At 58.7% G+C, this 21388-nt stretch carries 19 protein-coding genes; 7 read left to right on the top strand and 12 right to left on the bottom strand.

The window, feature by feature from the left end:
* Positions 1-21 precede the first annotated feature (21 nt).
* The gene (locus CXU21_RS06235) at positions 22-1143 is read left to right on the top strand and encodes an AsnC family transcriptional regulator (RefSeq protein WP_102725466.1); all 1122 of its coding nucleotides are present in this window, start codon (positions 22-24) and stop codon (positions 1141-1143) included.
* Positions 1144-1412: 269 nt separating this feature from the next.
* On the opposite strand, the gene CXU21_RS06230 is transcribed toward CXU21_RS06235, so the two are convergent.
* The 7 genes from CXU21_RS06230 to CXU21_RS06200 all read right to left on the bottom strand — a co-directional run bounded on the left by CXU21_RS06230 (position 1413) and on the right by CXU21_RS06200 (position 9436).
* On the bottom strand, positions 1413-2468 hold the full coding sequence (locus tag CXU21_RS06230; RefSeq protein WP_146016990.1) for a hypothetical protein: 1056 nt from the start codon (positions 2466-2468) through the stop codon (positions 1413-1415).
* A 26-nt stretch (positions 2469-2494) separates the two neighbouring features.
* Positions 2495-5728 (bottom strand): tetratricopeptide repeat protein, encoded by a 3234-nt coding sequence (locus CXU21_RS06225; RefSeq protein ID WP_180972689.1) that lies wholly within the window; start codon positions 5726-5728, stop codon positions 2495-2497.
* 363 nt (positions 5729-6091) lie between these two features.
* Positions 6092-6550 (bottom strand): ExbD/TolR family protein, encoded by a 459-nt coding sequence (locus CXU21_RS06220; protein ID WP_102712179.1) that lies wholly within the window; start codon positions 6548-6550, stop codon positions 6092-6094.
* A gap of 12 nt (positions 6551-6562) precedes the next feature.
* A complete protein-coding gene (locus tag CXU21_RS06215) occupies positions 6563-7066 on the bottom strand; it encodes an ExbD/TolR family protein (protein ID WP_102712181.1) in 504 nt (167 codons plus the stop codon).
* A gap of 78 nt (positions 7067-7144) precedes the next feature.
* On the bottom strand, positions 7145-7936 hold the full coding sequence (locus CXU21_RS06210) for a MotA/TolQ/ExbB proton channel family protein (protein ID WP_102712183.1): 792 nt from the start codon (positions 7934-7936) through the stop codon (positions 7145-7147).
* Positions 7937-8029: 93 nt separating this feature from the next.
* Complete coding sequence (gene nth / locus CXU21_RS06205) at positions 8030-8668, bottom strand: endonuclease III (RefSeq protein ID WP_102725463.1); 639 nt, start codon at positions 8666-8668, stop codon at positions 8030-8032.
* Positions 8669-8764: 96 nt separating this feature from the next.
* Positions 8765-9436, bottom strand: coding sequence for a 3D domain-containing protein (locus tag CXU21_RS06200; protein WP_257996475.1), 672 nt, complete (start codon positions 9434-9436; stop codon positions 8765-8767).
* Positions 9437-9740: 304 nt separating this feature from the next.
* Between CXU21_RS06200 and CXU21_RS12165 the strand changes: the two genes are divergently transcribed.
* The 4 genes from CXU21_RS12165 (at position 9741) to CXU21_RS06175 (ending at position 14713) form a co-directional block, all read left to right on the top strand.
* A complete protein-coding gene (locus CXU21_RS12165; RefSeq protein ID WP_146016989.1) occupies positions 9741-10022 on the top strand; it encodes a hypothetical protein in 282 nt (93 codons plus the stop codon).
* A gap of 401 nt (positions 10023-10423) precedes the next feature.
* On the top strand, positions 10424-11398 hold the full coding sequence (locus CXU21_RS06185; protein WP_180972688.1) for a uracil-DNA glycosylase: 975 nt from the start codon (positions 10424-10426) through the stop codon (positions 11396-11398).
* 3 nt (positions 11399-11401) lie between these two features.
* Entirely contained in the window at positions 11402-12187 is a 786-nt protein-coding gene (locus CXU21_RS06180) for a hypothetical protein (RefSeq protein ID WP_102712191.1), read from the top strand.
* A gap of 147 nt (positions 12188-12334) precedes the next feature.
* Complete coding sequence (locus tag CXU21_RS06175) at positions 12335-14713, top strand: heavy metal translocating P-type ATPase (RefSeq protein WP_180972687.1); 2379 nt, start codon at positions 12335-12337, stop codon at positions 14711-14713.
* On the opposite strand, the gene CXU21_RS06170 is transcribed toward CXU21_RS06175, so the two are convergent.
* The 5 genes from CXU21_RS06170 to rpsN form a co-directional block, all read right to left on the bottom strand.
* Complete coding sequence (locus CXU21_RS06170) at positions 14708-15163, bottom strand: YraN family protein (RefSeq protein WP_102725897.1); 456 nt, start codon at positions 15161-15163, stop codon at positions 14708-14710. The genes CXU21_RS06175 and CXU21_RS06170 overlap by 6 nt on opposite strands.
* The gene (locus tag CXU21_RS06165) at positions 15093-15731 is read right to left on the bottom strand and encodes a ribonuclease HII (RefSeq protein WP_102712197.1); all 639 of its coding nucleotides are present in this window, start codon (positions 15729-15731) and stop codon (positions 15093-15095) included. Before CXU21_RS06165 ends, CXU21_RS06170 begins: the two co-directional genes overlap by 71 nt.
* A 4-nt stretch (positions 15732-15735) precedes the next feature.
* Positions 15736-17145 carry a hemolysin family protein gene (locus CXU21_RS06160; protein WP_102712199.1) on the bottom strand — a complete coding sequence of 470 codons (1410 nt, stop codon included), beginning with the start codon at positions 17143-17145 and terminating at the stop codon, positions 15736-15738.
* 51 nt (positions 17146-17196) lie between these two features.
* Positions 17197-17457 (bottom strand): FmdB family zinc ribbon protein, encoded by a 261-nt coding sequence (locus tag CXU21_RS06155; protein WP_102725458.1) that lies wholly within the window; start codon positions 17455-17457, stop codon positions 17197-17199.
* 71 nt (positions 17458-17528) lie between these two features.
* On the bottom strand, positions 17529-17798 hold the full coding sequence (rpsN, locus tag CXU21_RS06150) for a 30S ribosomal protein S14 (protein ID WP_102712261.1): 270 nt from the start codon (positions 17796-17798) through the stop codon (positions 17529-17531).
* A gap of 559 nt (positions 17799-18357) precedes the next feature.
* On the opposite strand from rpsN, the gene CXU21_RS06145 reads away from it, so the two are divergent.
* Both CXU21_RS06145 and CXU21_RS06140 read left to right on the top strand, forming a co-directional pair.
* Positions 18358-19650 carry an argininosuccinate synthase gene (locus tag CXU21_RS06145; RefSeq protein ID WP_102712203.1) on the top strand — a complete coding sequence of 431 codons (1293 nt, stop codon included), beginning with the start codon at positions 18358-18360 and terminating at the stop codon, positions 19648-19650.
* A gap of 95 nt (positions 19651-19745) precedes the next feature.
* Positions 19746-21308, top strand: coding sequence for a sulfatase-like hydrolase/transferase (locus CXU21_RS06140; protein ID WP_102725457.1), 1563 nt, complete (start codon positions 19746-19748; stop codon positions 21306-21308).
* The last annotated feature ends 80 nt before the right edge of the window (positions 21309-21388 follow it).

Genomic DNA, 21388 nt, shown 5'->3' with positions numbered 1-21388 from the left:
CCGGCCCTTTTTTGACCCGTCATGAACAGCATTCCCTCCTCTCCGAACGATCCCGTCAATACGGACATCCTGATGGTGGCGGAAGACCGCGTCAAGGGGTTCCGCCGCCTGCCCTTCCATGCTATCTCCGAGCAATGCGGCCATCCGGTCCCTGTGGTCATTGAACGCCTGAAAGCCATGATGGAGGCCGGGGTGGTGCGCCGCGTGCGCCAGACGCTGCTGGCTACCAAGCTGGCGCAGGGGGCCCTGGTGGCCTGGTCCCTGCCGGAGGAGAACCTGGATGCGGCCTTCGACTGGATGAAGGAGCAGGACCCCTTCACGGGGCACGTGGTGCTCCGCAACACGGACGCCTCCAATCCCGGCTCCCGCTACAGGCTCTGGACCACGGTCAAGGTGCCCGTGGGCTGCGGAACACTGGAGGAACACTGCGATATTCTCAAACACCACATCGGCGCGGAGGACTACGTTCTGCTGCCCGCCCGCGGCGTCTTTGCGCTGGGGGTGGGTCACATGCGCCGCAGGGGCCTCCAGCCCGGGGACAAGACGCCGGAGCCGGCTCCCATGCAGGAAACGAAAACCGTTTCCCTCACCGGGCAGGAATGGAAGGTGCTCCTTTCCGTCAAGGAACAGCTCAGGCCGGAAGAAATGGTGGAAGACCCCTGGTCCCTCCGCGCCGCCCAGACAGGCATGGAAACGGAGGAATACTGCCGCACGGCGGAAGAACTGGACCGGAAGCAGGTCATCGGCCGCTTCGCCACCTTCCTGGAACATGTACGGGCCAAAACGAATGACGGCCCCGTTACCAAATACAACGGGCTGTTCCACTGGACGGTTCCCGCCGGCATGGAAATCCGGGCCGGAGCGGAATGCGGACGCCACATCTGCATGACCCATTGTTACTGGAGAACCGGAGGAGACATCTTCGGCGGGGCGCAAATCATGGGCGTGGTGCACGGCCTGGAAAAAAATGCCGTGCTTGCCCATAAGGCGGCGATTGACCGCCATCTGGAAGCCGTGGGCATTCCCGTGCTGCACACGGCGGTCTTCTGGGGAGAGCGCTCGGAAATCAAGCCCTCTGAAATCTCCCCGGACCTGTACAGGAAATGGATGGAGAACGTGAAAAGCGCACCTCTCCTGGGGTAAGCCCTTCTTCCCCGCCGTTCCCCCGTGGCAAACTTGTTGCACGAAGGAGCTTCAAACCGCCATTGAGGCCTTAAACGGCCATACCGTATTTAAGGCGTTCCCGTAAAGGCATGCCGCAGCCCGTATGGCAGTGATCCCGTTCCGGAACTCTCCGAATGGCCCTTCATGAGGAAACGGCCAAAGTACGGGAAAAGGGGCCGCCTCCCTTCACAGGAAGACAGCCCCTGGTAAATGGACGGCGGCAGGAGAAAACCTGCCGCGTCTGTTCGCTACTGTTTTTTCTCCGGCTGGGCGGGAGACTGCGCAGGAGCCTTGGCAGAATCCTGGGCCGGAGCAGCGGCGGCAGGATGCTTGTAGGAAACCGCAAAGCCGTCATACTTGGCCGGCAGCTTCCTGTCCGGGAGCATCAGTTCATGCAGACGGTACAACGCCGCCGCTTCCTTGACATGAGCGGGGCGCGCCTTCATCTGCATGTCCGGGATCACGGTTTCAGGATTGTGCTTCCTGGCCTCCACGGCAGCCGCCACGGCGGAATCCCCAAGGAACTTGGCTACATCCGGCATGCGCAGGTAGGCATCCAGGGAACGGACCACGCAGGCGGAGGCCAGTTCCTCATCGGAACCATGCAGCAGCACCAGGGCTTCCGCAAAGTCATCCAGAGCCTTGTTCCAATCCTGGGCCACCATGGCGGCGGCGCCCAGGGCGTACTTCATCCGCGCCTGCTGAAGGCGGGTGGCGTTCTTCTTGGTTGCCAGGAAGGACGCAGCGCGGGTTTTCAGGCCGTTCCAGTCCTTGTCCGGGATGAGGGCCATGATTTTGGCTACCTCCAGATCATCCTGGGCGGAGGGAGACAGGTTGCTGGCCTTCACGGGGAATCTGGCCACCAGAGCCTTCACCCCGGCCCAGTCCATCATGCGCATGGCGGCTTCCAATTCATAGACTGCCGCCCGGGCGGACAGGCTGTCCTTGATGGAAAGGGTGGAGGCATATTTGTTAACCAGGGCGTGGAACTTGTTGCGCGCATCCTGGTACTTCCGGTTCTCCATGGCTACCTTGGCGTCCACGAAGTCATCCGTTTCAAAAATGTACAGCGTCTTGAAGGCGCTGGCCATCTGCTGGAGAACTTCCTGGGACTCCCTGGTTTCCACAAACTGGACCGCGGGGCCATTGGCAGAGAGAATGAAAATATCCGTAGGGCGTCCATTCTTGATGCTCTGGGCGGATACCCGGGCGCGCAGGCGCTGGGCGTTCTGAACATTCTGGGCCATGGCCGGGACCAGGGTGGACAGGCCGGCCAGTACCATTATTACTGAAAGTGCTTTCATATTGTTGATTGCTAAACCTTTTGTTGTTACTTCTGGCCCTTGGCGCCGCGGATGGCGGCTTCATAGGCGGCGATGTCCGCCCGTTCCTGGCTGACGGCGGGATCAGAACCGAATTTGGCGGTCTTATCCTTCACCTCGTTGACCAGGGCACTGTCTTCCGCAGTCATCTTCTTGCGGTTGGCGGGAGTATCCAGCAACTGGACGTACTGGGTTCCGGCCTTCCAGGCGACGTACCTGTCGGAAGGCTGCTTGCCTGCGCCCTGGGACATGTTATTCCGTTTCCAGAGCGTATCCATCTGGGCCAGTACGGCGGGGGCGGACCACTTCACGAGGCCCTTGTACGTGCCCGTGATGTTCATGAAGTTGATCAGGGCCTTGTCCAGTTCATTCTGCTGGAGGTAGGCTTGACCCTGGAGGAAGAGGACTTCCGGCAGGTTCTTCTTGTACGCCTTGTTCTCACGGTACTTGTTCCCGGCGGCAATGACGGCCGGCCAGTCCTGGCGGGCTGAGGTGAACTTGACCAGGTTGTACTGGGCGTCTTCCATGGCCTTGCGGTCCGGATTGGCGCTGGATTCCTCCTTGCTGAGTTCATCCTTCATCATCTTGATGGCGGTGTCCACCTTGGCGGTGTCCTTGCTCCGGCCCAGAGCCACGGCCTTGCCGAAGATCGCATTCTTGCGGTACTTGGACATGCCGTTGATGCGGGCCTTCTTGCGCACCGGATCCGGTTCCGAGGGGTCCAGGATTTCATCAAAGTAGGCGATGCTTTCTTCCGGCTGGGACGTATTGGCCAGGTGCATGCCCAGCTTCACGAGCGTGTACGGAGGCAGGTCCGAGGGCTTGAAGTCACGCTTCAGTTCCACGAAGAGCTGCTTGGTCAGGCCTTCCAGGGCGGCTTTCTCGGCACGCTGTTCATCCGTTTCCGTGGGAGCCTTTTCATAACGTTCCTGCGTCTGGGCAATGACGGCCATGCGGAGCATGGCGCTCAGCGTCTTGTCCTTGTCATTATCCACGCCGGGGAAGCGGTAGAAGTGGTTGCGCATGGCGTTGGCGTCCAGAGTGCGGCCCAGGGCCTGGTTGCCGGCCATGTACGTCTTGGTGTAGGAGTTGACGGCTTCTTCCAGCAGGACGGTCAGCTTGGGATCGTCCTTCTTGCCTTCCCGCACGATGACTTCCTGCATCTTGACGGATGCCGGATCAAACATTTCCTTGTCATCCTTGAAGAAGTCCATGGCTGCGGCCGCCAGCTGGAGGCTGTAGCGGCTGCCGGGCTGGTCGCTGTTCTTCCAGTACTCGTCATACCACTTCTTGACCTCGTCACGGCGCGCCGTTCTGGCAGCCTCCACGGCTTCCTTCGGCTCCACGGGAAGAGGTTTTTTGGTGGCATTAATGAGCAGGTTGTACACGGCTTCCGCGGCGGGGCGCTTGTCACCCAGCTTCTTGGCGGATTCCAGCGCGGCCAGGAAATAGCCTTCCGCTTCCTGTTCATGTTCCTTGCTGCCGGCATACAGGTTCGCCAGCAGGTTGTTGGCATACGGGAACAGGCGGTGGTCCTTGAAGTTGTCCACGATTTCCTTCGCATCCGCCGTGGCAAGCTCCTCGTCTCCGGGGTTCTTACGGTTCAGGTAATTGAAGGCCCGGTCATACAGCACAGCCGCCATGTTGGCGTCATTCTTGTCCGGGAAACGGGCGATGTAATTGGTGAAAGCCTGGATGGCTTCATCCATGTTGCCCAGGTTCGTGTAGGTTTCACCCAGCAGGTACATGGCCGTTTTCAGGTAGGTGCTGTCCCGGTATTCCTTCACGAAGCGTTCCAGCACGGGCACCGCTTCCTTGTAGCGGGCGGCGTCGGCAGCGCCCAGGTTGAACAGGGAAGCGCCTTTGCAATACAGAGCCAGTTCATAGAACTTGTGCGTGGGATCGCCCTTGTGCAGCTCCATGACCTTGTCCGCCTGCTGGACGCAGAGATCAAACTTCTTATCCTTCAGGAGGCCTTCCAGGGACAGCGTATTCAGCATGGGGGCATACTTGGAATTCGGGAATTCCTTCAGGTGCTGAGCCACCAGCTCGCCGCCCTTGTCCGCTTCTCCCAGCTGCCACGTGGTCATGGCCAGGTAGTACAGGTTATCTTCCCTGCCCGGGGCGTCCGGGTAGGATTCATTGATAAGCTTGTAAGCGGCGCGGGCCACCCTCTGGGAGCCGTGCACCAGGGCCTGGTTGCCCATGAAGCTGAACGTGAAGGCGTCCATGACCTTGCCTTCCTCCTTCATCTTGTTGAACTGGTCGATCAGGGCGGTCACCTTCGTCCTGTCCAGCGTGTGGGAGAGGTCCGTCACGCCGGGCACCGCTCCGTTAGCGCGGCCCAGGCGGTCCAGGGAATGGTTGGCGTCCGCCATCACTCCAGCCTGGTCCGGCAGGAGCCCCATCAGCACCAGGGCCAGGGAGGCATAGTCTTCAGACTCCTTCTGCTTTCCTTCCTGGAGAAGAGCGCTGGATTTCCCCAGCACCTCCGCAATGTTGCTCACCAGCCGGGGAGCATACAGCGCCACGCGGGTGGGGCTGATGTTCATCACGGAAGGATGGGCTTCCACAAATTTTACCGTTTCCTGGCACTTGCCGGTCTTGATCGCGGCGTCCACCATCGCCAGGAAGCCGTTGGTAATCACGGCATCCGTAATGCGGCGCCCCTTGTAGCGGGAATTGACGCAGGCGGTAAGGTTTTCCAGCCCCTTTTCAAAGGAGGGAGGGTCCATCTTGAAATAACACTGGGCCAGCAGCCCCTGGACTTCACCGGCATTGACGTTCCTGGCGACAGGGTCGCTGCGGTACTCCTTCAGGAATTTTTCCAGCAGCTCCGCACCCTTGGCAAAGTCACCAAGGCGGCAGTAGTTTTCCCCTTCACGGAACAGGGCCATTTTCACGAGCTGGTTCCTGGCGCTCGGGAACTTGGTGTAGCAGGCCTTGAACGCTTCCACAGCTTCCTTGTATTGCTTCAATTGGGCCAGGCAGACACCCTTCTGATAGTAGAACCAGCCAAAGCCGTCATCAAGCCCCAGCGTTTTGATACGGGGCTCGTAAACGCGGATGCAGCGGTCAACGGCATCCAGGGCTTCCTGCCACTTGCCCTCCTTCATGGCGGTCAGGGCCGTGCGCTGGTAATCGCGCGGGCCATGCTGTGCGCTGGACGGCATCACCGCCCCAATGCTCAACACGGAAACCAGGCCTGCAGCCAGTGCAGTAGTATAGTTTGATTTGATCATGTGTTTAAAATTCGTTGAAACAGAAGAGATAATAGATAGGAGAATACCCGTGCAAATGCGCGGAATGCACCTATCTGTAATGGATTGCGTCATTCTAACAGGATGTGGCGAACTCTAAAGAAGAAAGTTCCGTCTTTTTAGTCATCCTTGCAAGAAAGTTCTTCCCGCCCGCGTCCCTTTAAGGGAGGGTTGGATTTGGAACCAAAAAGGCCTTTTTGTCTCCGGGAATCCCGGTCTTTCAAAAAAGATCCCGCATCCCGGGCCGGAGCAGATTCCATCCCCCCTTGACGCAATAAAAAGCTTCCGGCGCCCAACAGGCAGCCGGAAGCTGAAAATCAATAACACGGCCCATCCGTGAATGGCTTAATCATCCTTGAGGTCCGTCAGGGCCACCGTGGTAATCCCGGCTTCCGTCAAGGCGTTCATCACGTCAATGACGCGCTGGTGGGGAACTTCACCCTCCACCCACAACTGAACCACCGGCTTGGTGCCCACGGCGCTGGCTTCCTGTTTCTTGGCTTCCAGCTGCTGCACGAGCGTCGCCAGGTTGTGGTTGTTCATGTCGTTGTCGATCATGAGGCTGTTATCCTTGCCCCAGTAAATGGTGCCGTCCTTGATGATACGGATCAGGGCCGGTTCAATCTGGGAGGCATTTTCTCCCTGGCTGCTCCCGGGCATGGACATATCCAGCTTGCGTTCCTGAATCAGGGAGGTCGCCACAATGAAGTAAATCAACAGAAGGAAGCACACGTCGATGAGGGAGGAAATATCCAGCTTGGGATCTTCATCCTCAACCATCTCCAATTTCTTATGTCTTGCCATGGTGCGTAGTGGTTATTCAGCCTTGTTTGCAGAGGTGTTCTTGGAGGGCAGTACGGCAAAGATCACCTTGACCACACCGCATTCCGCAGCCACGCGAATCACTTCCCGGGATCCCTTGAACAGGGCCTTCTGGTCACCGCGCAGATAGAGGCGGGTTTCAAAGTCCGGCTTGTCCTTGAAGCGTTCGGCAAGGTTTTTGATATACTCCTTCAGTTCATCCGGAGAGTTAAGCGGCGTACTGACGTCTGAAGCCCAGCGGACGCTTTGGTCCACACCGGGAGGACGCTTTCCTTCCCCTTCCCCGTACACATTCACCACGATGCAGCCGTTGGCGGATTTCACTTCGCCGGAACTGCTGGCCGTAGGCATCTGAATGTTCTTATCCTTTTTAACGGTAATGGCCGTAGCGTTCACCACGAAGAAGATCAACAGGAGGAAAACCATGTCGATCATGGGGGACATATCCATTTCCCCACTCTCTTCTTCGGCTGCTACATTGGCTTTTTTCTTACCCATAAGCTACATTTGGTTGGGATTCTCCGGTCCGGCTCCGCCTGGGCGGAAACTTCCGGACCGGACCATCTGCCCCGGCGATCAGGCCAGGCCTTCGGGGATGCGGGCAAGCTGGGCTTCGGCGTTCACCACGTTGATGGAGGTGTTCACCATTTCCTGCACGGTGCCGATGCACTCGGCGATCTGGGCGTTGGCAATACCCTTCTGGAAGAAGAAGAACGGCGTGGCGATAATGGCGTTGATCAAGCCCCAGAAGGTCGTCAACAGAGCCACGGAAATGTCACCTGCAAGCTGGGTGGGGTCTGCCTGCCCGGCGCTGGACAGCGTGCCGAACGCGCCCACCATCCCCTGCACCGTACCGAAGAGGCCGAGCATGGGAGAAATCTGCGCGCAAAGGGCAAGCATGTTGATCCATTTGAATACGGAACGGCTTTCATTGGCCGTAAAGTCCGCCACGGCGTCTTCAATGGCGTCCTTGCCAAGGTCTTCCGGGCGGGTGGCATCCACGTTCGGCAGCGCATACGCAACCAGGCGGCCCAGGTAGGTGGGGCTGCCGGCGGCCACTTCAATGGCGGAGCGGATGCGGCATTCGGCCATCAACTGCAGCAGGGTGACCTTAAGGTCTTCCGGGCAGAATTTTTCCTTTTTCAGAGCAACCATGTTGTAGATCACCAGGAAAACGATGAACGCTTCCACGAGCATAATCGGAATCATGGTCCAACCACCGGCGATGATCCATTTGTCAAGCATGGTCTGTTCCTGAGGAGCAGCGGCTTCAGCAGCTTCCTGAGCAAAGGCGGATGTAGAAAACGCAGCCATCAGGACGGAAGCAAATGCGGCAAAACGGAAACCCAGTCTAAAAAGGTTCTTCATAATTTAAGTGATATGGTTGTTCGAAAAGATACTGGTGTATTAAAGCATGCAAATTCAGACTTGCAAGCATTGAATTCGGGCCCTGTCAAAAATTCAGACCCCTTCGGAACCGTCTTCCCGGGCCAGGCGGCTGCAGATGGGGCACTTCCCTCCGCAACCCCGCGCCGGACAGTATTCCCGGCCATACAAGACAATGCGCAGGTGGAGTTCCCCCCACGTATTTTCAGGGAAAAGGCTTTTCAAGTCACGCTCCACGGCCTCCACCGTTTTACCCTTGCTCAGCCCCCAGAGCCGGGAAAGGCGAAAAATATGCGTATCCACCGGGAAGGCGGGAACGCCGAAGGCCTGAACCATGACGACGGAGGCCGTCTTATGCCCCACGCCCGGGAGGGATTCCAGCGCCTGGAAGTCACAGGGAACCTTTCCCTGGTATTTTTCCACCAGGATGCGGCTGAGGTTGACAATGGCGGAAGCCTTTCTTTCCGAGAGGCCGCAGGGCCGCACAATTTCCCGGACAGTTTCCACATCCTGCCGGGCCATTTCCTCCGGGGTGGAAGCCAGGGCGAACAGGGCGGGCGTCACCAGGTTCACGCGCTTGTCCGTACACTGGGCCGACAGCAGGACCGCCACCAGCAGGGTATAGGGGTCACGGTGCGTCAGCGGAATGGGAGGGTTCCCGTACAGGGACATGAGTTCCTCCCGGACAATGGAAGCCCGTTTTTTCGTATCCATGCCGCCAGACTACCATCCACCCCCATGGCGGAAAATAAAAAAGCGCCGCCATTTTCATGAATGGCGGCGCTTCAGGCAAGAGGTTCAGGAAGACGGTCAGTCAGCCTTGGCGTAAAGGCCCTTGGATACACGCTGCTGCAGGGCCGCATACATAGCGCGGCAATGCCTGTAGCCGCGGCGGCTGCCGAGCACTTCCAGACTGTTGGCGGGGTCTCCCCAGCGGACGATAGTCAGTTCCACGTAACGGCGGCCCCATTCCTTCATCAACTTCTTGTTGGGCTGGTAAATGTCAACGGTTCCGGTGCCTACCAGCGCGCTTCCGTAATCGTCAACAACGTAAAGGTAGGGCTGGCCCTTGATGCGGAAAGTGGTTCCCAAGGGGTAAACGGACCAGTCCGCGGCGGCGCTGCGTACGGAAGAAGTGTATTTCAGCGTCGTACCAACGGCATTCCGGGGTCCGTAGGCCAGATGGTCACGTTCGGAATGGGTGTAAGCCGTGGTGCGTACCACACGGGTGCGCTGGGCTGGATGATAAAACGGCATCTTGTGTTTGTCGCGCCCCAGTTTGGGGAGCTTGGAAGAAGGCACTGCCGAACGGCTCGGCGCCAGGGGTTGAACAAACCCCTTGGCTGTTTCACCTGCACGGGCCAAAACAAGGGCGTCACTACTGGATTTCTCCATGCCGGTCACAGCTCCGTTCGTCGAGCAACTGCTGACAAACATGGCCGCTACGGCACAGGACAGGGTGGCAATTATTCTTAAATTCATGCGGTATGATGTTAGGCGCCACACACACGGCAATCACTCCGGCAGAACCTTCAGGCCATGTGCGGAAGTCGAAAAAGCGACAACGGCGGCTCTTGGTTACGAAATAATTTCTACCTTGGCAATCCTTTTTTTTCGCCCGCCACCTTCCAAACAAGGAAAAGCCATTAATATAAATCACTAAAAATAAGTAATATATAAAACATGCCGCATTTTTGTCATATCATGACAAATAATATACTTCACGAAACATCTTTTCCTATCATATCACGACACACTTTTTTATTTTTAACATATATAACTGAATATGAACGCCATGCATATAAAAATCGACCTCAATCCTTCAAAAGATTCCCTAAAAAAGTTCAATAGCCCAGTCATGGAGAAGCCGTCAGCGGCAGAAAACTTGCGTCTCCCATTGAACGAATTTCCCTTTAACGTTCAGGGTTCCGGCGATTTCCATATCTCTTCCCGTGGTTCCGCCGCGCCAATCTTCCAACATCACGGCATGCAGGCAGAAAGAAGGGAGAGGGAAAAGGGAATTTTTACCCGGAGGGATGCCGGAGTGTTCCACTGGGGAAAAGCGTAATGGAGCATTGCGGATAAAAAAAGAATACAGACTGGCAAAGAGAGTGTTATGGAAACCGGGAACACTCTGCGGCGGTCAAGCCGCCAACAGGAAGCGGAGGAATGGGCCCATGGAGCGCCGCAGGCCTCCGCGGCTTCTGCACCAGAAGCGCGGCCAAAGGCTGCTTTCTTTTCATATTCGTTCGCTCACACTCCGTCTCCTACAACTGCAACAAAGGCCTGCGGCGCTCCTGGCGGGTTACAAAAGAGATTGGTATTTTACAGCATTTCCTCCTTTTTTACACTTATTCTTCCTCTCCGCGCCGCTCTCCATATGACGCCACGCATCCCTCTCCGTCAGGTGGGTGTACACCTAATGGGCTGTTGCATCCCCACGGAAATAGATTACAATCCGGAGCGAACATGTCTCCCGGCCTGCCCCAACACCTCACGCTGGATTATCTGCGCTCCCTGTTATCCCGGGGGGTGGAGAAAGCTGCCGTCACGGAGGAAGCCAGAACAGTATTGAGAAAATGGGTGATGGATGCCCGCAGGATTGCCCGGGGGGAAATCCCCTCCGCTCCTCCCTCCCTCCCCGGAACCGGAGAATCACAGCCGCAGCCGGAAATGCCGGACCAGGCACAGCTGGATTCCGTGGATGAAGTTTCCTTCGGCAATGAGCTCCGGGCCATTCTCAGCGGAGTGCAGCCGGGCGGAACGGAGGAAGAAGCAGCCGTTCCCCGCCACATTTCCTTTGATCTGGAAGGAGAAACCGAGGAGGAAAAACTTGCCTCCCTCCGTGAACTGGTCATTAACTGGCCCCCGCTCCGGAAAATGGGCTCCCTGCGGGATACGCCCGTTTTTTCTTCCGGCAGCCCCAGGGCTGACATCATGATGGTGACGGACGCTCCCGGCCTGTATGAAGAAAAGCAGGGGGTTCCCCTGGCCGGCCCCTCCGGGGAAAAGCTGGACGCCATGCTGAAGGCCATGGGGCTTTCCCGTTCCGATATTTACCTGACTCATCTGGTCAAGTACCGCCCCGCCCTTCCCCGGCAGCTTACCAACAACCGTCCCCCCACGGACCGTGAGATAGAGGTTTCCCTCCCCATTCTCCGGGAGGAAATCCTGCTGGTGCGGCCCAAAGTGGTGGTAGCCCTGGGGGCCATCGCCGCCAGGGGCATCCTCCAATCCGGAGAAACGCCGCTTTCCGCCCTGCGGGGGACGTTCCATACGGCGTTCGATACGCCCGTACGCGTTACTTATAATCCCAGCTACCTTCTCCGCACGGAAGATATTTCAGAAAAGCGAAAGGTCTGGGAGGACATGCTGTGCGTCATGGAACAGGCCGGCCTCCCCATTTCCGAAAAGCAACGTTCCTATTTCCTGCCCAAAAAGTAACATATGGATTATTTAAACAGTATTCTGGAGCGCAAACGCGCCGACTTGAAAAAAATCCTTCCCCTGGAAGGGAAATTACGGGCCTCCGCCATACAGAGGAACGATTATGCGGGATTCAGAACCGCCGTGGACCTTGGGGAAAACCGTCTTTCCGTCGTCCCGGAGATCGCCAGGGTCCATCCCGTCCTCAACATCCATGAGGCGGACCTGGACCTCCGCCACCAGTACGGCATGTTTATCCAGGGCGGAGCGCAGGGTATCTCCATTGCCGTGGATCCGGAGGTGTACGGCGGTTCCTGGGACATGGTCTCCACCATTTCCAGAATCAGCACCGTTCCCGTTATGGCGCGTGACGTGTTTATTCATCCGGCCATGATCTGCCAGGCCATCGTGGCCGGAGCAGATGCCGTCAACCTGGTTGCCGCGGCCATGCCGGAAAAAGACCTGGAGGCCCTGTACCGCATGGCTACAGGGCTGGGGCTGGACGTAATGATGGAGGTTCACACCCTGGAGGAGCTTGAAACCGTCATGGACCTGGAAGCGGAATTCGTCTGCATCAATAACGCGGACCCGCACACCCTCCAGGCCAATCCGGCCGTTACGGAAAAACTGGTTGAAGAAATTCCGGCCTCCGTCACCGTGCTTGCGGCGGGAGGCATCCGTACCGTGGAAGACGCGCGCCGCATGCTGGACGCCGGAGTCAACGGCGTCATCCTCCAGGAAGAACTGGCCCGCATGAACATTCCCCAGGATTTCATGGAAGCCATCCTGGCGCTGCGGGCGGACTGATTTTCCGTCCGCACTATATATAATATAGCGGGAGCTATCCGCACCCTCTTGGAGAAATGAGGGCCTGCAGCCGTTTTCCCGGTTTTCCCAATCATGGCTGTCCCGGAACGGCAATGGGCCGGGAATTGTCTCACTCTCCATATGGACATGACCAACAGCCCACGGGACCGCCACGGCGTTTCCTCTCATACGGATCCCGTCTGCGGAGGAGAAGTCCGGGAAGATACTCCCTGGAAGGCTGGCTATCAGGGAAAAACCTATTTTTTCTGCAGCCGCGCCTGCCGGGACAAGTTCACGCAGACCCCGGAAGAAATCCTCTCCCATCCTCCGGACTCCGGACACGGCATGAAGATGGAGGGCATGGACATGCCCATGCACCATCACGGAGACATGGTCCATTCCTCCCTGCCGCCGGCGCCGGACTCCCCCGGCGCCGTGTACACCTGCCCCATGCACCCTCAAATCCGGCAGGACCATCCCGGCGCCTGCCCCATCTGCGGGATGACGCTTGAACCCCTGCTTCCCTCCGCTACCGTCCCGGACCACGCAGAGCTGGATGACTTCCGCAAGCGCTTTTATTTCTCCCTGCCTTTCGTCATTCTGATCTTCATCATTTCCATGAGCGGCCATCTTGCCGCATGGATGAACCCCGGCGTTCAGAACTGGGTGGAACTGCTCCTGGCCGTTCCCGTGATCCTGTGGGCCGGAGCACCGCTCCTGGCCCGCGGATGGGAATCCGTCAAGACCCGCAATCCAAACATGTGGACGCTGATCGGCGCCGGAACTTCCATCGCCTTTCTATACAGCCTGGCGGCCACCATCGTGCCCGGCTGGTTCCCGTCCGTCTTTATCCATGACGGGCACGTGCCCGTTTATTATGAGGCGGCTGCCATCATCATTTCCCTCAGCCTGCTGGGGCAGGTTCTGGAACTGAAAGCCAGGTCCCGCACGGCGGAAGCCATCCGGGCCCTGATGAATCTGGCTCCTTCCACCGCCCACCTGGTCGTGCCCAACGGCATGGAAAGCGATATCCCCCTGAAGGACGTGCAGCCCGGCGACGTGCTGAGGGTGAAACCGGGAGAAAAGATTCCCGTGGACGGCATCCTGAAAGACGGCGGGAGCGACGTGGATGAATCCATGCTGACGGGGGAACCCATTCCCGTCTCCCATGTTCCGGGGGACAAGCTGATCGGCGCCACGCTGAACACCACGGGCACCTTCACCATGACGGCGCAGGAGGTGGGTAATAACACCGTCCTGGCGCGCATCGTGAACCTGGTGGCCCAGGCCCAAAGAACCAAGGCCCCCATGCAGAGGCTGGCGGACAAGGTGGCGGGGTATTTCGTCCTTGCCGTGGTGCTCGTCGCCGTCCTGACGTTTTTCGCGTGGGGCTTCTGGGGGCCCCATCCGGGCTGGACGCACGGCCTGGTGAATGCCGTCGCAGTCCTGATCGTGGCATGCCCCTGCGCTCTTGGCCTTGCCACGCCCATGTCCATGATGGTGGCTTCCGGAAAGGCGGCCACCCTCGGCATCCTGTTCCGGGACGCCGCCTCCCTGGAAACCATGCACAAGGTAAATGTCCTGGTGATGGACAAGACCGGAACCCTTACGGAAGGGAAGCCCTCCCTGGTCAATATCACCACGGCAAACAACGTGAATATGGATGCGCTGCTGGCCCGGTGCGCCTCCCTGGAACAGAGGAGCGAACACCCCATCGCCCGCGCCTTCATCCGGAAAGCCGGGGAGGAAAAGATCACCCTGTCACCCGTTGAGGATTTCCAGTCCTTCCCGGGGGGCGGCGTGGCCGGGACCTTCCAGGGCAGCAAGGTATGCGTGGGCACGGCGGATATGATGCAGAAGCAGGGCGTGGATGTTTCCCCGCTGGCGCCATGGGTGGAGGAACAGCGGAGACAGGGCCGCGTCACCGTCTTTGCCGCGGTGGACGGCCATGCGGCGGGAGCCTTTTCCCTGGCGGATAAAATCCGGGAAAACACGCGCCAGGCTCTGGCGGACCTGACCGCGCAGGGCATCCGCATCATCATCGCTTCCGGGGACGCTCCGGCAACGGTGGAAGCCGTGGCCAGGGACCTGGGCATTTCCGAATTCCACGGAGGGATGACCCCGGCGGACAAGCAGGCGCTCATTGCTTCCCTGAAAAACGGGAATACCGTGGTCGCCATGGCGGGGGATGGCGTGAATGACGCCCCCGCACTGGCGGAAGCGGACGTGGGCATCGCCATGGGAACGGGATCGGATGTAGCCATGCAGAGCTGCGGCGTCACGCTGGTGAAGGGGAACCTGCTGGTCATCTCCAAGGCATTCACCCTCTCCACCGCCACCGTGAAGAATATGAAATCCAACCTGGGCTTCGCCTTCGTTTACAATGCCCTGGGCATCCCCATTGCCGCCGGCATCCTGTATCCCTTCTGGGGAATCCTGCTTTCCCCCGTGATTGCCGCGGCGGCCATGTGCCTGAGCTCCGTTTCCGTCATCCTGAACGCCCTGCGCCTGCGGCGCTTTTCATGAAGAAGGCAAATCCTTTTCCCCGAACGCTCCGCGGATGCGCCTGCATTCCGGCGGACAACCCTCCCGGTACAGGATTTCCACAATATCATACCGGAAGAGGACACGGTCCGGAAGCTGGCGCAGCCATTCCGCAGCCCCTTGGCGTATCAGCGCCCTTTTCCGGGCATTCACGGCGCGCCTTGCGCCTCCATGCCCATTCCCGGTACGGGTTTTCACTTCCACAAAGACGAGGCAGTCCCCGTCCCGGCACACCATGTCCAGTTCCCCGCCCCTGACGGGACGCCAGTTTCTCCTTAACACGGAACAGCCCTCCGCACGCAGGAAGGAGGCCGCAGCCAGTTCCCCGTACCTTCCCAGCCACTCCGTATTCCGCTCCTCCCTATTCAGGGATGGACAGTTCCATTTGTGAAACCGGCGCAAACGAGCGGCGATGGAGCGGGCAAGGCCCATGCCTCCGCAGGGCTTCCATGTGGGCTTTCGTGCCATATCCCTTGTGCTTTGCAAAACCGTACTGCGGGTAGGAGGCGTCCGCCTCCGTCATCATGCGGTCCCTCGTTACCTTGGCCAGAACGCTGGCGGCGGCAATGGACAGGCTCCGCCCGTCCCCCTTCACGATGGCGCGGTGCGGAACGGGCAACCCCTTGACGGGCAGACCGTCCACCAGGCAGAAATCCGCCCGCATGGGCAGTCCTTCCACGGCGCGCGCCATGGCCAGATGGGTGGCTCTCAGGATATTGAGCCGGTCTATTTCCTCCACGGAAGCCATCCCCACGGAACACACCGCCTGGCCGCACTCCAGCAGGGCCAGGAACAGGCGTTCCCTCTTTGCCGCAGTCAGCTGCTTGGAATCATTCAGGCCCGCCAATTCTTCCGGCAATTCCGGAAGAATAACCGCTCCGGCCACCACGGGCCCGGCCAGCGGACCGCGGCCGGCTTCATCCACCCCGGCCACATAAAGAAAACCGGAGGAACGCGCCTCCGCCTCAAAGCTCAGGTCCGGATGTGACTTTTCCGCCATGGGGTTATTCCTCCTCTTCCTCCGGAAGCCGGGTCAACAGGATCTGCGTGATTCTTCTGCCGTCGGACCCTGTCACCACAGCCCGGTAACGGCCAATGGCCAGCTCTTCCCCCTCTTCCGGAATGTAACCCAGCCGGCTGATCACGTAACCGCCCAGCGTAGTGACGCCTGGACAATCCAAATCCATTTCCGGCAGATAGTCCGCCAGGTCAAACAGGGTAATGGCGCCGTTCACGGCATACGTGTCCTTGCCGGTCTTGACGAATTCACGCATTTCCTCCTGGTCAAACTCGTCCTGAATGTCGTCCCCCACGATCTGTTCCAGCACATCGTCCAGAAACACCAGGCCGATGGAATCTCCGAATTCATCCACTACCAGGGCAAAATGGGAATGTTCCTTCAGGAAAAAGGTCAGGAGGCTGTCCAGGGGCATCGTATCCGGCACCACGCGCAACTCGCGCCGCACGCTCATCAGGTCCGGATTATCCTGGCCCACCAGCTTGAGCAAATCCTTCACATGAACCCATCCCTTCACCTCATCCAGATGGTCTCCCTCCACCAGGGGAAAACGGGTGTGGCGGGACTTCCGGGCAAGCTCCCAGTTCTCCTCAAAGGGAGCCGTCAGATCCATTACGTCCACTTCAGAGCGGGGGGTCATCACGTCCTTGACGCACATATCATTCAGTTCAAGTGCGTTCCTGGAAATTTCCGCCTCCTGCCTGGTCAGTTCCCGGGAGCGTTCGCTCTCCTCCACCAGATACATCAGTTCATCCGTACTGTGAACCGTGCAGGCGGTGGAGCGGGGATCAATGCCCAGCAGGTATTTCAGCACAAACCTGGCTATTCCCCCCGTCAGGCCCAGGATGCCCGTATATTTGAATGCCGTGTAAAAGAAACGCAGCAGGGGGACCGTCGCCAGGGCGGCCTTGTCCGGATGGCGTACCGCCATGGCCTTGGGAATGAATTCCCCAAAAACGACCTGGCAGCAGGCAAAGAAAATAAACGTAACGGCCAGCGCAATGCCGTAAACGGAAGCAGAGCCGCCCAGCCCCACGGAAAGCAGGAAAGGGGCCGTCAGTTCAACCACGAAAAACGTGCCCAGAAATCCCAGCGCCAGGGAGGAAAGGGTAATGCCCACCTGGCAAGCCGCCAGATACAGGTCAACATGCTTGACCGTCTTCCGGGCCAGAGCCAGCTTCCTCCGGGTCCGTGCGGGAACGCCTTCCCCAGCCTTCAACTGGCTTCCCCGTACCTTCATCAGGGCGAACTCGCTCGCCACAAAAAACGCATTCAGTAATAAAAAAAGGATCAGGCCGGCAACCGCCAGCGTCATCCCGCCCAGCGCCGGAACAGCGTCAGGCGCTTCAGCGGCCCCGAAGGCCGCAAGAATACTCAGAGGGTCCGGATCATTCATTCTGTTAGTAGTATACGGAAAAAGGCGCCGGGATATTTCCCGGCTTTTGGGTTACAGTTTTTCATAAACGCCCTTGTCCCGGCGTTCCAGCACGGTGAATCCTGCTGCCTTGGCGTCTGAAACGGAGAGGGGCTTGGTGACCTCCGGCACATTGACCCGGCTGATCACCTTGCGTACCGGGTGCTTGCACACCAGGCATTTTTCAAGCGGCTCACGGTCCACGGGGCGCCGCAATTCAAAACCGCGGCGGCACACCGGGCAGGACTGCGCGGGGTCGTCGGGGTGTTCGGAAATATACTCGTATATGGGCATAGTAAAACGCTAGGCTAAATAAAAATCAGCCTAGCGTCAAAATCTTTATAAGGCTGCAACCTTTCCCCGCCTTACCAGCTGGACTTGGTCACACCGGGGATCATGCCGGCGTTGGCCAGTTCGCGGAAGGAAATACGGGAAAGCTTGAAACGGCGGATAAACGCGCGGCGGCGGCCGGAAACAAGGCAGCGGTTGACCGTACGGGTCGGGCTTGCATTGCGGGGCAGCATGGTTAAACCGATATAATCCTTCTCAGCCTTCAATTGCTCACGCAGTTCTGCGTAGCGCTTGACGGTGTCAGCCTTTTTCTTGTCTCTTGCGATCCAGCTCTTCTTAGCCATAAGTTCGGCGGAATAAGTAGAGGCCCGGCGATGAAAAATCAAGCGCTTTTTTTCAATTTCATCAAATTCAAGCCGTTTTCAATGTCATCCGGCCTTTTCAGCGGCTTCCGCACATCAGATTGAACGCCTGTTTCTTCCGCCAACAGGGCAGCCGGAAGAAGCGGCAGGGGCATTACCGGAGGAAAGGGGGAAGGCCATTTATTTAACTCTTCCTAATTATTCCTTCTCCTGCCGGACGAAAGCCTCCCTGCCGGAAATCTGCATAAAACAGAAATCCCATTGACGGGAAAACAGGCGCACACCGCAAAGGGTAAGGACACCAGGCGTACTCCGCTCTGGAGGATGGCGCGTATTTGGGCGGACCTGCAGATATGGTTAAGGGCGCGCAAAAAGCGCTACTGCCTTCCATGGGGAATTTGAACCCGGAAACGGCGGGAAACACATGAAATGGGAAGGGGGCGGCAGGCTCCGTGAAAAGCCTGCGGCGAAACATGATTTTGTCCTTTCCTCCGGGGGGGGAATGGGGCATCATGCCGCCGCACACTAATCATTGACGCACATGAAAATCGTAGTTGCATACTCTGGCGGCCTTGACACTTCCGTTCTTCTGAAGTGGCTCAAGGAAAAGTACAATGCCGAAATCATCGCCTACTGCGCAGACGTAGGCCAGGCGGAAGAACTGGATGGCCTGGAAGCCAAAGCCCTGGCTACGGGAGCCTCCAAGTGCTTCATCGGCGACCTCAAGGAAGACTTCGCCACCAACTACATCTTCCCCATGATGCAGGCCAATGCCCTGTATGAAGGCCGCTACCTGCTGGGCACTTCCATCGCCCGTCCCTGCATTTCCAAGGACATGGTGGACCTGGCCATCCGTGAAGGAGCGGACGCCATCGCCCACGGCGCTACAGGCAAGGGGAATGACCAGGTGCGCTTTGAGCTGGCCGTGAATGCGCTGGCCCCTAACATCAAGGTCATCGCCCCGTGGCGCGACCCTGAATTCCGCCAGCAGTTCCCGGGCCGTACGGAAATGATCGCCTATGCGGAATCCCACGGCATCCCGATCCGCCAGTCCCTGAAGAAGCCTTATTCCATGGACCGCAACCTGCTCCACATCTCCTTTGAAGCCGGGATGCTGGAAGATACCTGGTATGACGGCACCACCCCCGCGGACCGTGAAATGTACAAGCTTTCCGTTTCTCCGGAAGACGCCCCGGACCAGGCTGAATACATCCAGCTCCTGTATGAAAAGGGCGATGTGGTCGGCATTCAGTACGACGGCCTGGCCGCCCTGCTGAAAGAACTGGACGTCACCCCGCAGGGAGAACGCGGCGGCTACACCCTGCTCAGCCCGCTGGGCGTCATGTATGTGCTGAACGCCCTGGGCGGCAAGCACGGCATCGGCCGCGTGGACATTGTGGAAAACCGCTTCGTGGGCATGAAGAGCCGCGGCATTTATGAAACCCCCGGCGGCACCATCCTGCTGGCGGCCCACCGCGACATTGAAACGATCACGATTGACCGTGAAGTGCAGAAGGTGCGCGATTCCCTCATCCCGGAATACGCCACGCTGGTTTACAATGGTTTCTGGTTTGCTCCGGAACGTGAAGCCATCCAGGCCCTGGTGACCAAGTCCCAGGAAACCGTCAACGGGGAAGTGCGCCTGAAACTTTACAAGGGCAACGTCATGTACGCCGGACGCCGTTCCCCCCAGTCCCTGTATTCCGAAGAGATCGCCACGATGGAAGGCGGCCACGAGGAGCTGTACAACCAGGACGACGCGGAAGGCTTCATCCACCTGAACGGCCTGCGCCTGAAGCAATTCAGCCGCGTCAACAAGCCGTACGGCAACTAAGCCCCACAGGCCAAACCTCTTTCAACCGCCCGGGAGTCTTCTTCCGGGCGGTTTTTTACTGATAAACGGTCCATGAACGGAACGTACTCATTTTCATGACCCCTTTCCTGCGCCTTCTGCCGGCGGTATTTTTCTGGGTGTGCTCCCTGTCCATGGGGGCGCCTGGCGGGTCCAAGCCCAACATCATCCTCATTTACGCGGACGACCTGGGCATGGGCATGCTGGGATGCTACGGCCAGCAGATCGTCAAGACGCCCAACATTGACCGCCTTGCAAGGCAGGGAGTCATGTTCACGCGGTGCTACAGCAGCCAGTACTGCTGCCCGGCGCGGGCCTCCCTGCTCATGGGAGTGCATGACAGCCATTCCGGTTCCTACACGCAGACCGCCGGAGGGCTGGTCACGAGAGCGGAAAAAGAAGGCTGGAGCAACGGGGAACTGGAGGAAAAAGCCGCCAAGGCCTCCCCTATCAAGCCATCCGCCAGGGAAGTCTTTCTGCCGGAACTATTGAAAAAGGCAGGTTACGCCACCGCGCAGTTCGGCAAGCTGGACTGGGGGTTCAACACCTGGCACGCTGAAATGAAAAGGCACGGCTGGGACTATTATACGGGCTATATGGACCACCAGCGCGCCCACGGTTTCTACCCCTCTTTCCTGTGGAAAAACGGGGAGAGGCTCCCCCTGGAAGGCAACACAAGGCCGGACGCCGGAATAACGGTGGAGAATTACAGCGCCGGAGCCACGGAAAAACGCCGCGGCAGCAGGGATGGAAAAACAACCTACGCCCCGGACGTAATGCTCCGGGAAACGCTGGAATTCATGAAGAAGAACCGGAACAGGCCCATGTTCATTTTCTTCTCCACCAATCTTCCGCATGGCCCCGTGGACATCCCGCCTGCGGAAAATACGTATGCCGGACATCCGGAGATACGCAAGGCGTACGCGGACGCCTCCGGTCCCAACAGGGAGTGCGCCGGAGCGGCGGAGGAATACGCCTCCATGGTAGACAAGCTGGACAAACAGGTAGGAGCCATCGTGGCGCAGGTCCGCAGCCTGGGCCTGGAAAAACGGACCATGATCATTTTTGCCTCCGACAACGGGCATGAACTCTATTACCGGACGGATAAGAGCCGCGGGCGCGGCCTCAACTGCCACGGCGGCGTGCTGGACGGTACCGGGGAGGTATTGGACGCCTTCCGCGGCAGCCGCGGGCGCATCAGCCCGGACGAAGGCATGGTTAATATGGCCGGGCTGAAATGGACCAATCATGAAGGGGGCATCCGCGTCCCCATGATCATCTCCTGGCCCGGCACCGTTCCGGCAGGAAAAACCTGCCACGCCCTCACCGCCAACTACGACCACATGGCCGCCTTTGCCGAGCTCGCCGGGATCCCCATGCCTGCCGGGAAGGATGCCGTTTCCTATAATAATCCGCTGTTCGGCAAACAGGCCGCGCCGCGCAGCCATATAGTCGTGGACCGCACCATCATCACCGAAGACGGGTGGAAGCTCACCAACCAACGGGGGAAATGGCTCTTATTCCAAATAACCGCGGACCCGGAGGAAAGACACAACCTGGCGGAAACGCAGCCGGAGCGGCTCCGGCAGCTCCAGGCCATTTACAGCAGGGAAGTGGGCAGCCCGCGGAAGGACAAGTAATGCAACCGCTCCGGAGTTCACCCCCCTGCGCAAGCCATTCCGCACCGTGTGCTTTTGCGGGTTGAAACTTGCGGGCCCAG

This window comes from Akkermansia muciniphila (assembly GCF_002884975.1).
In the GTDB taxonomy this organism is placed as follows: Bacteria; Verrucomicrobiota; Verrucomicrobiia; order Verrucomicrobiales; family Akkermansiaceae; genus Akkermansia; species Akkermansia muciniphila_C.
Note: the sequence above shows the minus strand (reverse complement) of the source record. Positions and strands in the feature narration are given on the sequence as shown.

Excerpts from the sequence above, each read along its gene's own strand:
- CXU21_RS06160 (WP_102712199.1), bottom strand. The coding sequence starts at position 17,145 with ATGAATGATCCGGACCCTCTGAGTATTCTTGCGGCCTTCGGGGCCGCT.
- CXU21_RS06140 (WP_102725457.1), top strand. The coding sequence starts at position 19,746 with ATGACCCCTTTCCTGCGCCTTCTGCCGGCGGTATTTTTCTGGGTGTGC.
- CXU21_RS06220 (WP_102712179.1), bottom strand. The coding sequence starts at position 6,550 with ATGGCAAGACATAAGAAATTGGAGATGGTTGAGGATGAAGATCCCAAG.
- CXU21_RS06145 (WP_102712203.1), top strand. The coding sequence starts at position 18,358 with ATGAAAATCGTAGTTGCATACTCTGGCGGCCTTGACACTTCCGTTCTT.
- CXU21_RS06165 (WP_102712197.1), bottom strand. The coding sequence starts at position 15,731 with ATGGCGGAAAAGTCACATCCGGACCTGAGCTTTGAGGCGGAGGCGCGT.
- CXU21_RS12165 (WP_146016989.1), top strand. The coding sequence starts at position 9,741 with ATGAACGCCATGCATATAAAAATCGACCTCAATCCTTCAAAAGATTCC.
- CXU21_RS06215 (WP_102712181.1), bottom strand. The coding sequence starts at position 7,066 with ATGGGTAAGAAAAAAGCCAATGTAGCAGCCGAAGAAGAGAGTGGGGAA.
- CXU21_RS06170 (WP_102725897.1), bottom strand. The coding sequence starts at position 15,163 with ATGGGCCTTGCCCGCTCCATCGCCGCTCGTTTGCGCCGGTTTCACAAA.
- CXU21_RS06200 (WP_257996475.1), bottom strand. The coding sequence starts at position 9,436 with ATGAATTTAAGAATAATTGCCACCCTGTCCTGTGCCGTAGCGGCCATG.
- CXU21_RS06180 (WP_102712191.1), top strand. The coding sequence starts at position 11,402 with ATGGATTATTTAAACAGTATTCTGGAGCGCAAACGCGCCGACTTGAAA.
- CXU21_RS06185 (WP_180972688.1), top strand. The coding sequence starts at position 10,424 with ATGTCTCCCGGCCTGCCCCAACACCTCACGCTGGATTATCTGCGCTCC.
- CXU21_RS06175 (WP_180972687.1), top strand. The coding sequence starts at position 12,335 with ATGACCAACAGCCCACGGGACCGCCACGGCGTTTCCTCTCATACGGAT.
- CXU21_RS06235 (WP_102725466.1), top strand. The coding sequence starts at position 22 with ATGAACAGCATTCCCTCCTCTCCGAACGATCCCGTCAATACGGACATC.
- CXU21_RS06225 (WP_180972689.1), bottom strand. The coding sequence starts at position 5,728 with ATGATCAAATCAAACTATACTACTGCACTGGCTGCAGGCCTGGTTTCC.
- CXU21_RS06210 (WP_102712183.1), bottom strand. The coding sequence starts at position 7,936 with ATGAAGAACCTTTTTAGACTGGGTTTCCGTTTTGCCGCATTTGCTTCC.
- CXU21_RS06230 (WP_146016990.1), bottom strand. The coding sequence starts at position 2,468 with ATGAAAGCACTTTCAGTAATAATGGTACTGGCCGGCCTGTCCACCCTG.
- CXU21_RS06155 (WP_102725458.1), bottom strand. The coding sequence starts at position 17,457 with ATGCCCATATACGAGTATATTTCCGAACACCCCGACGACCCCGCGCAG.
- rpsN (WP_102712261.1), bottom strand. The coding sequence starts at position 17,798 with ATGGCTAAGAAGAGCTGGATCGCAAGAGACAAGAAAAAGGCTGACACC.
- nth (WP_102725463.1), bottom strand. The coding sequence starts at position 8,668 with ATGGATACGAAAAAACGGGCTTCCATTGTCCGGGAGGAACTCATGTCC.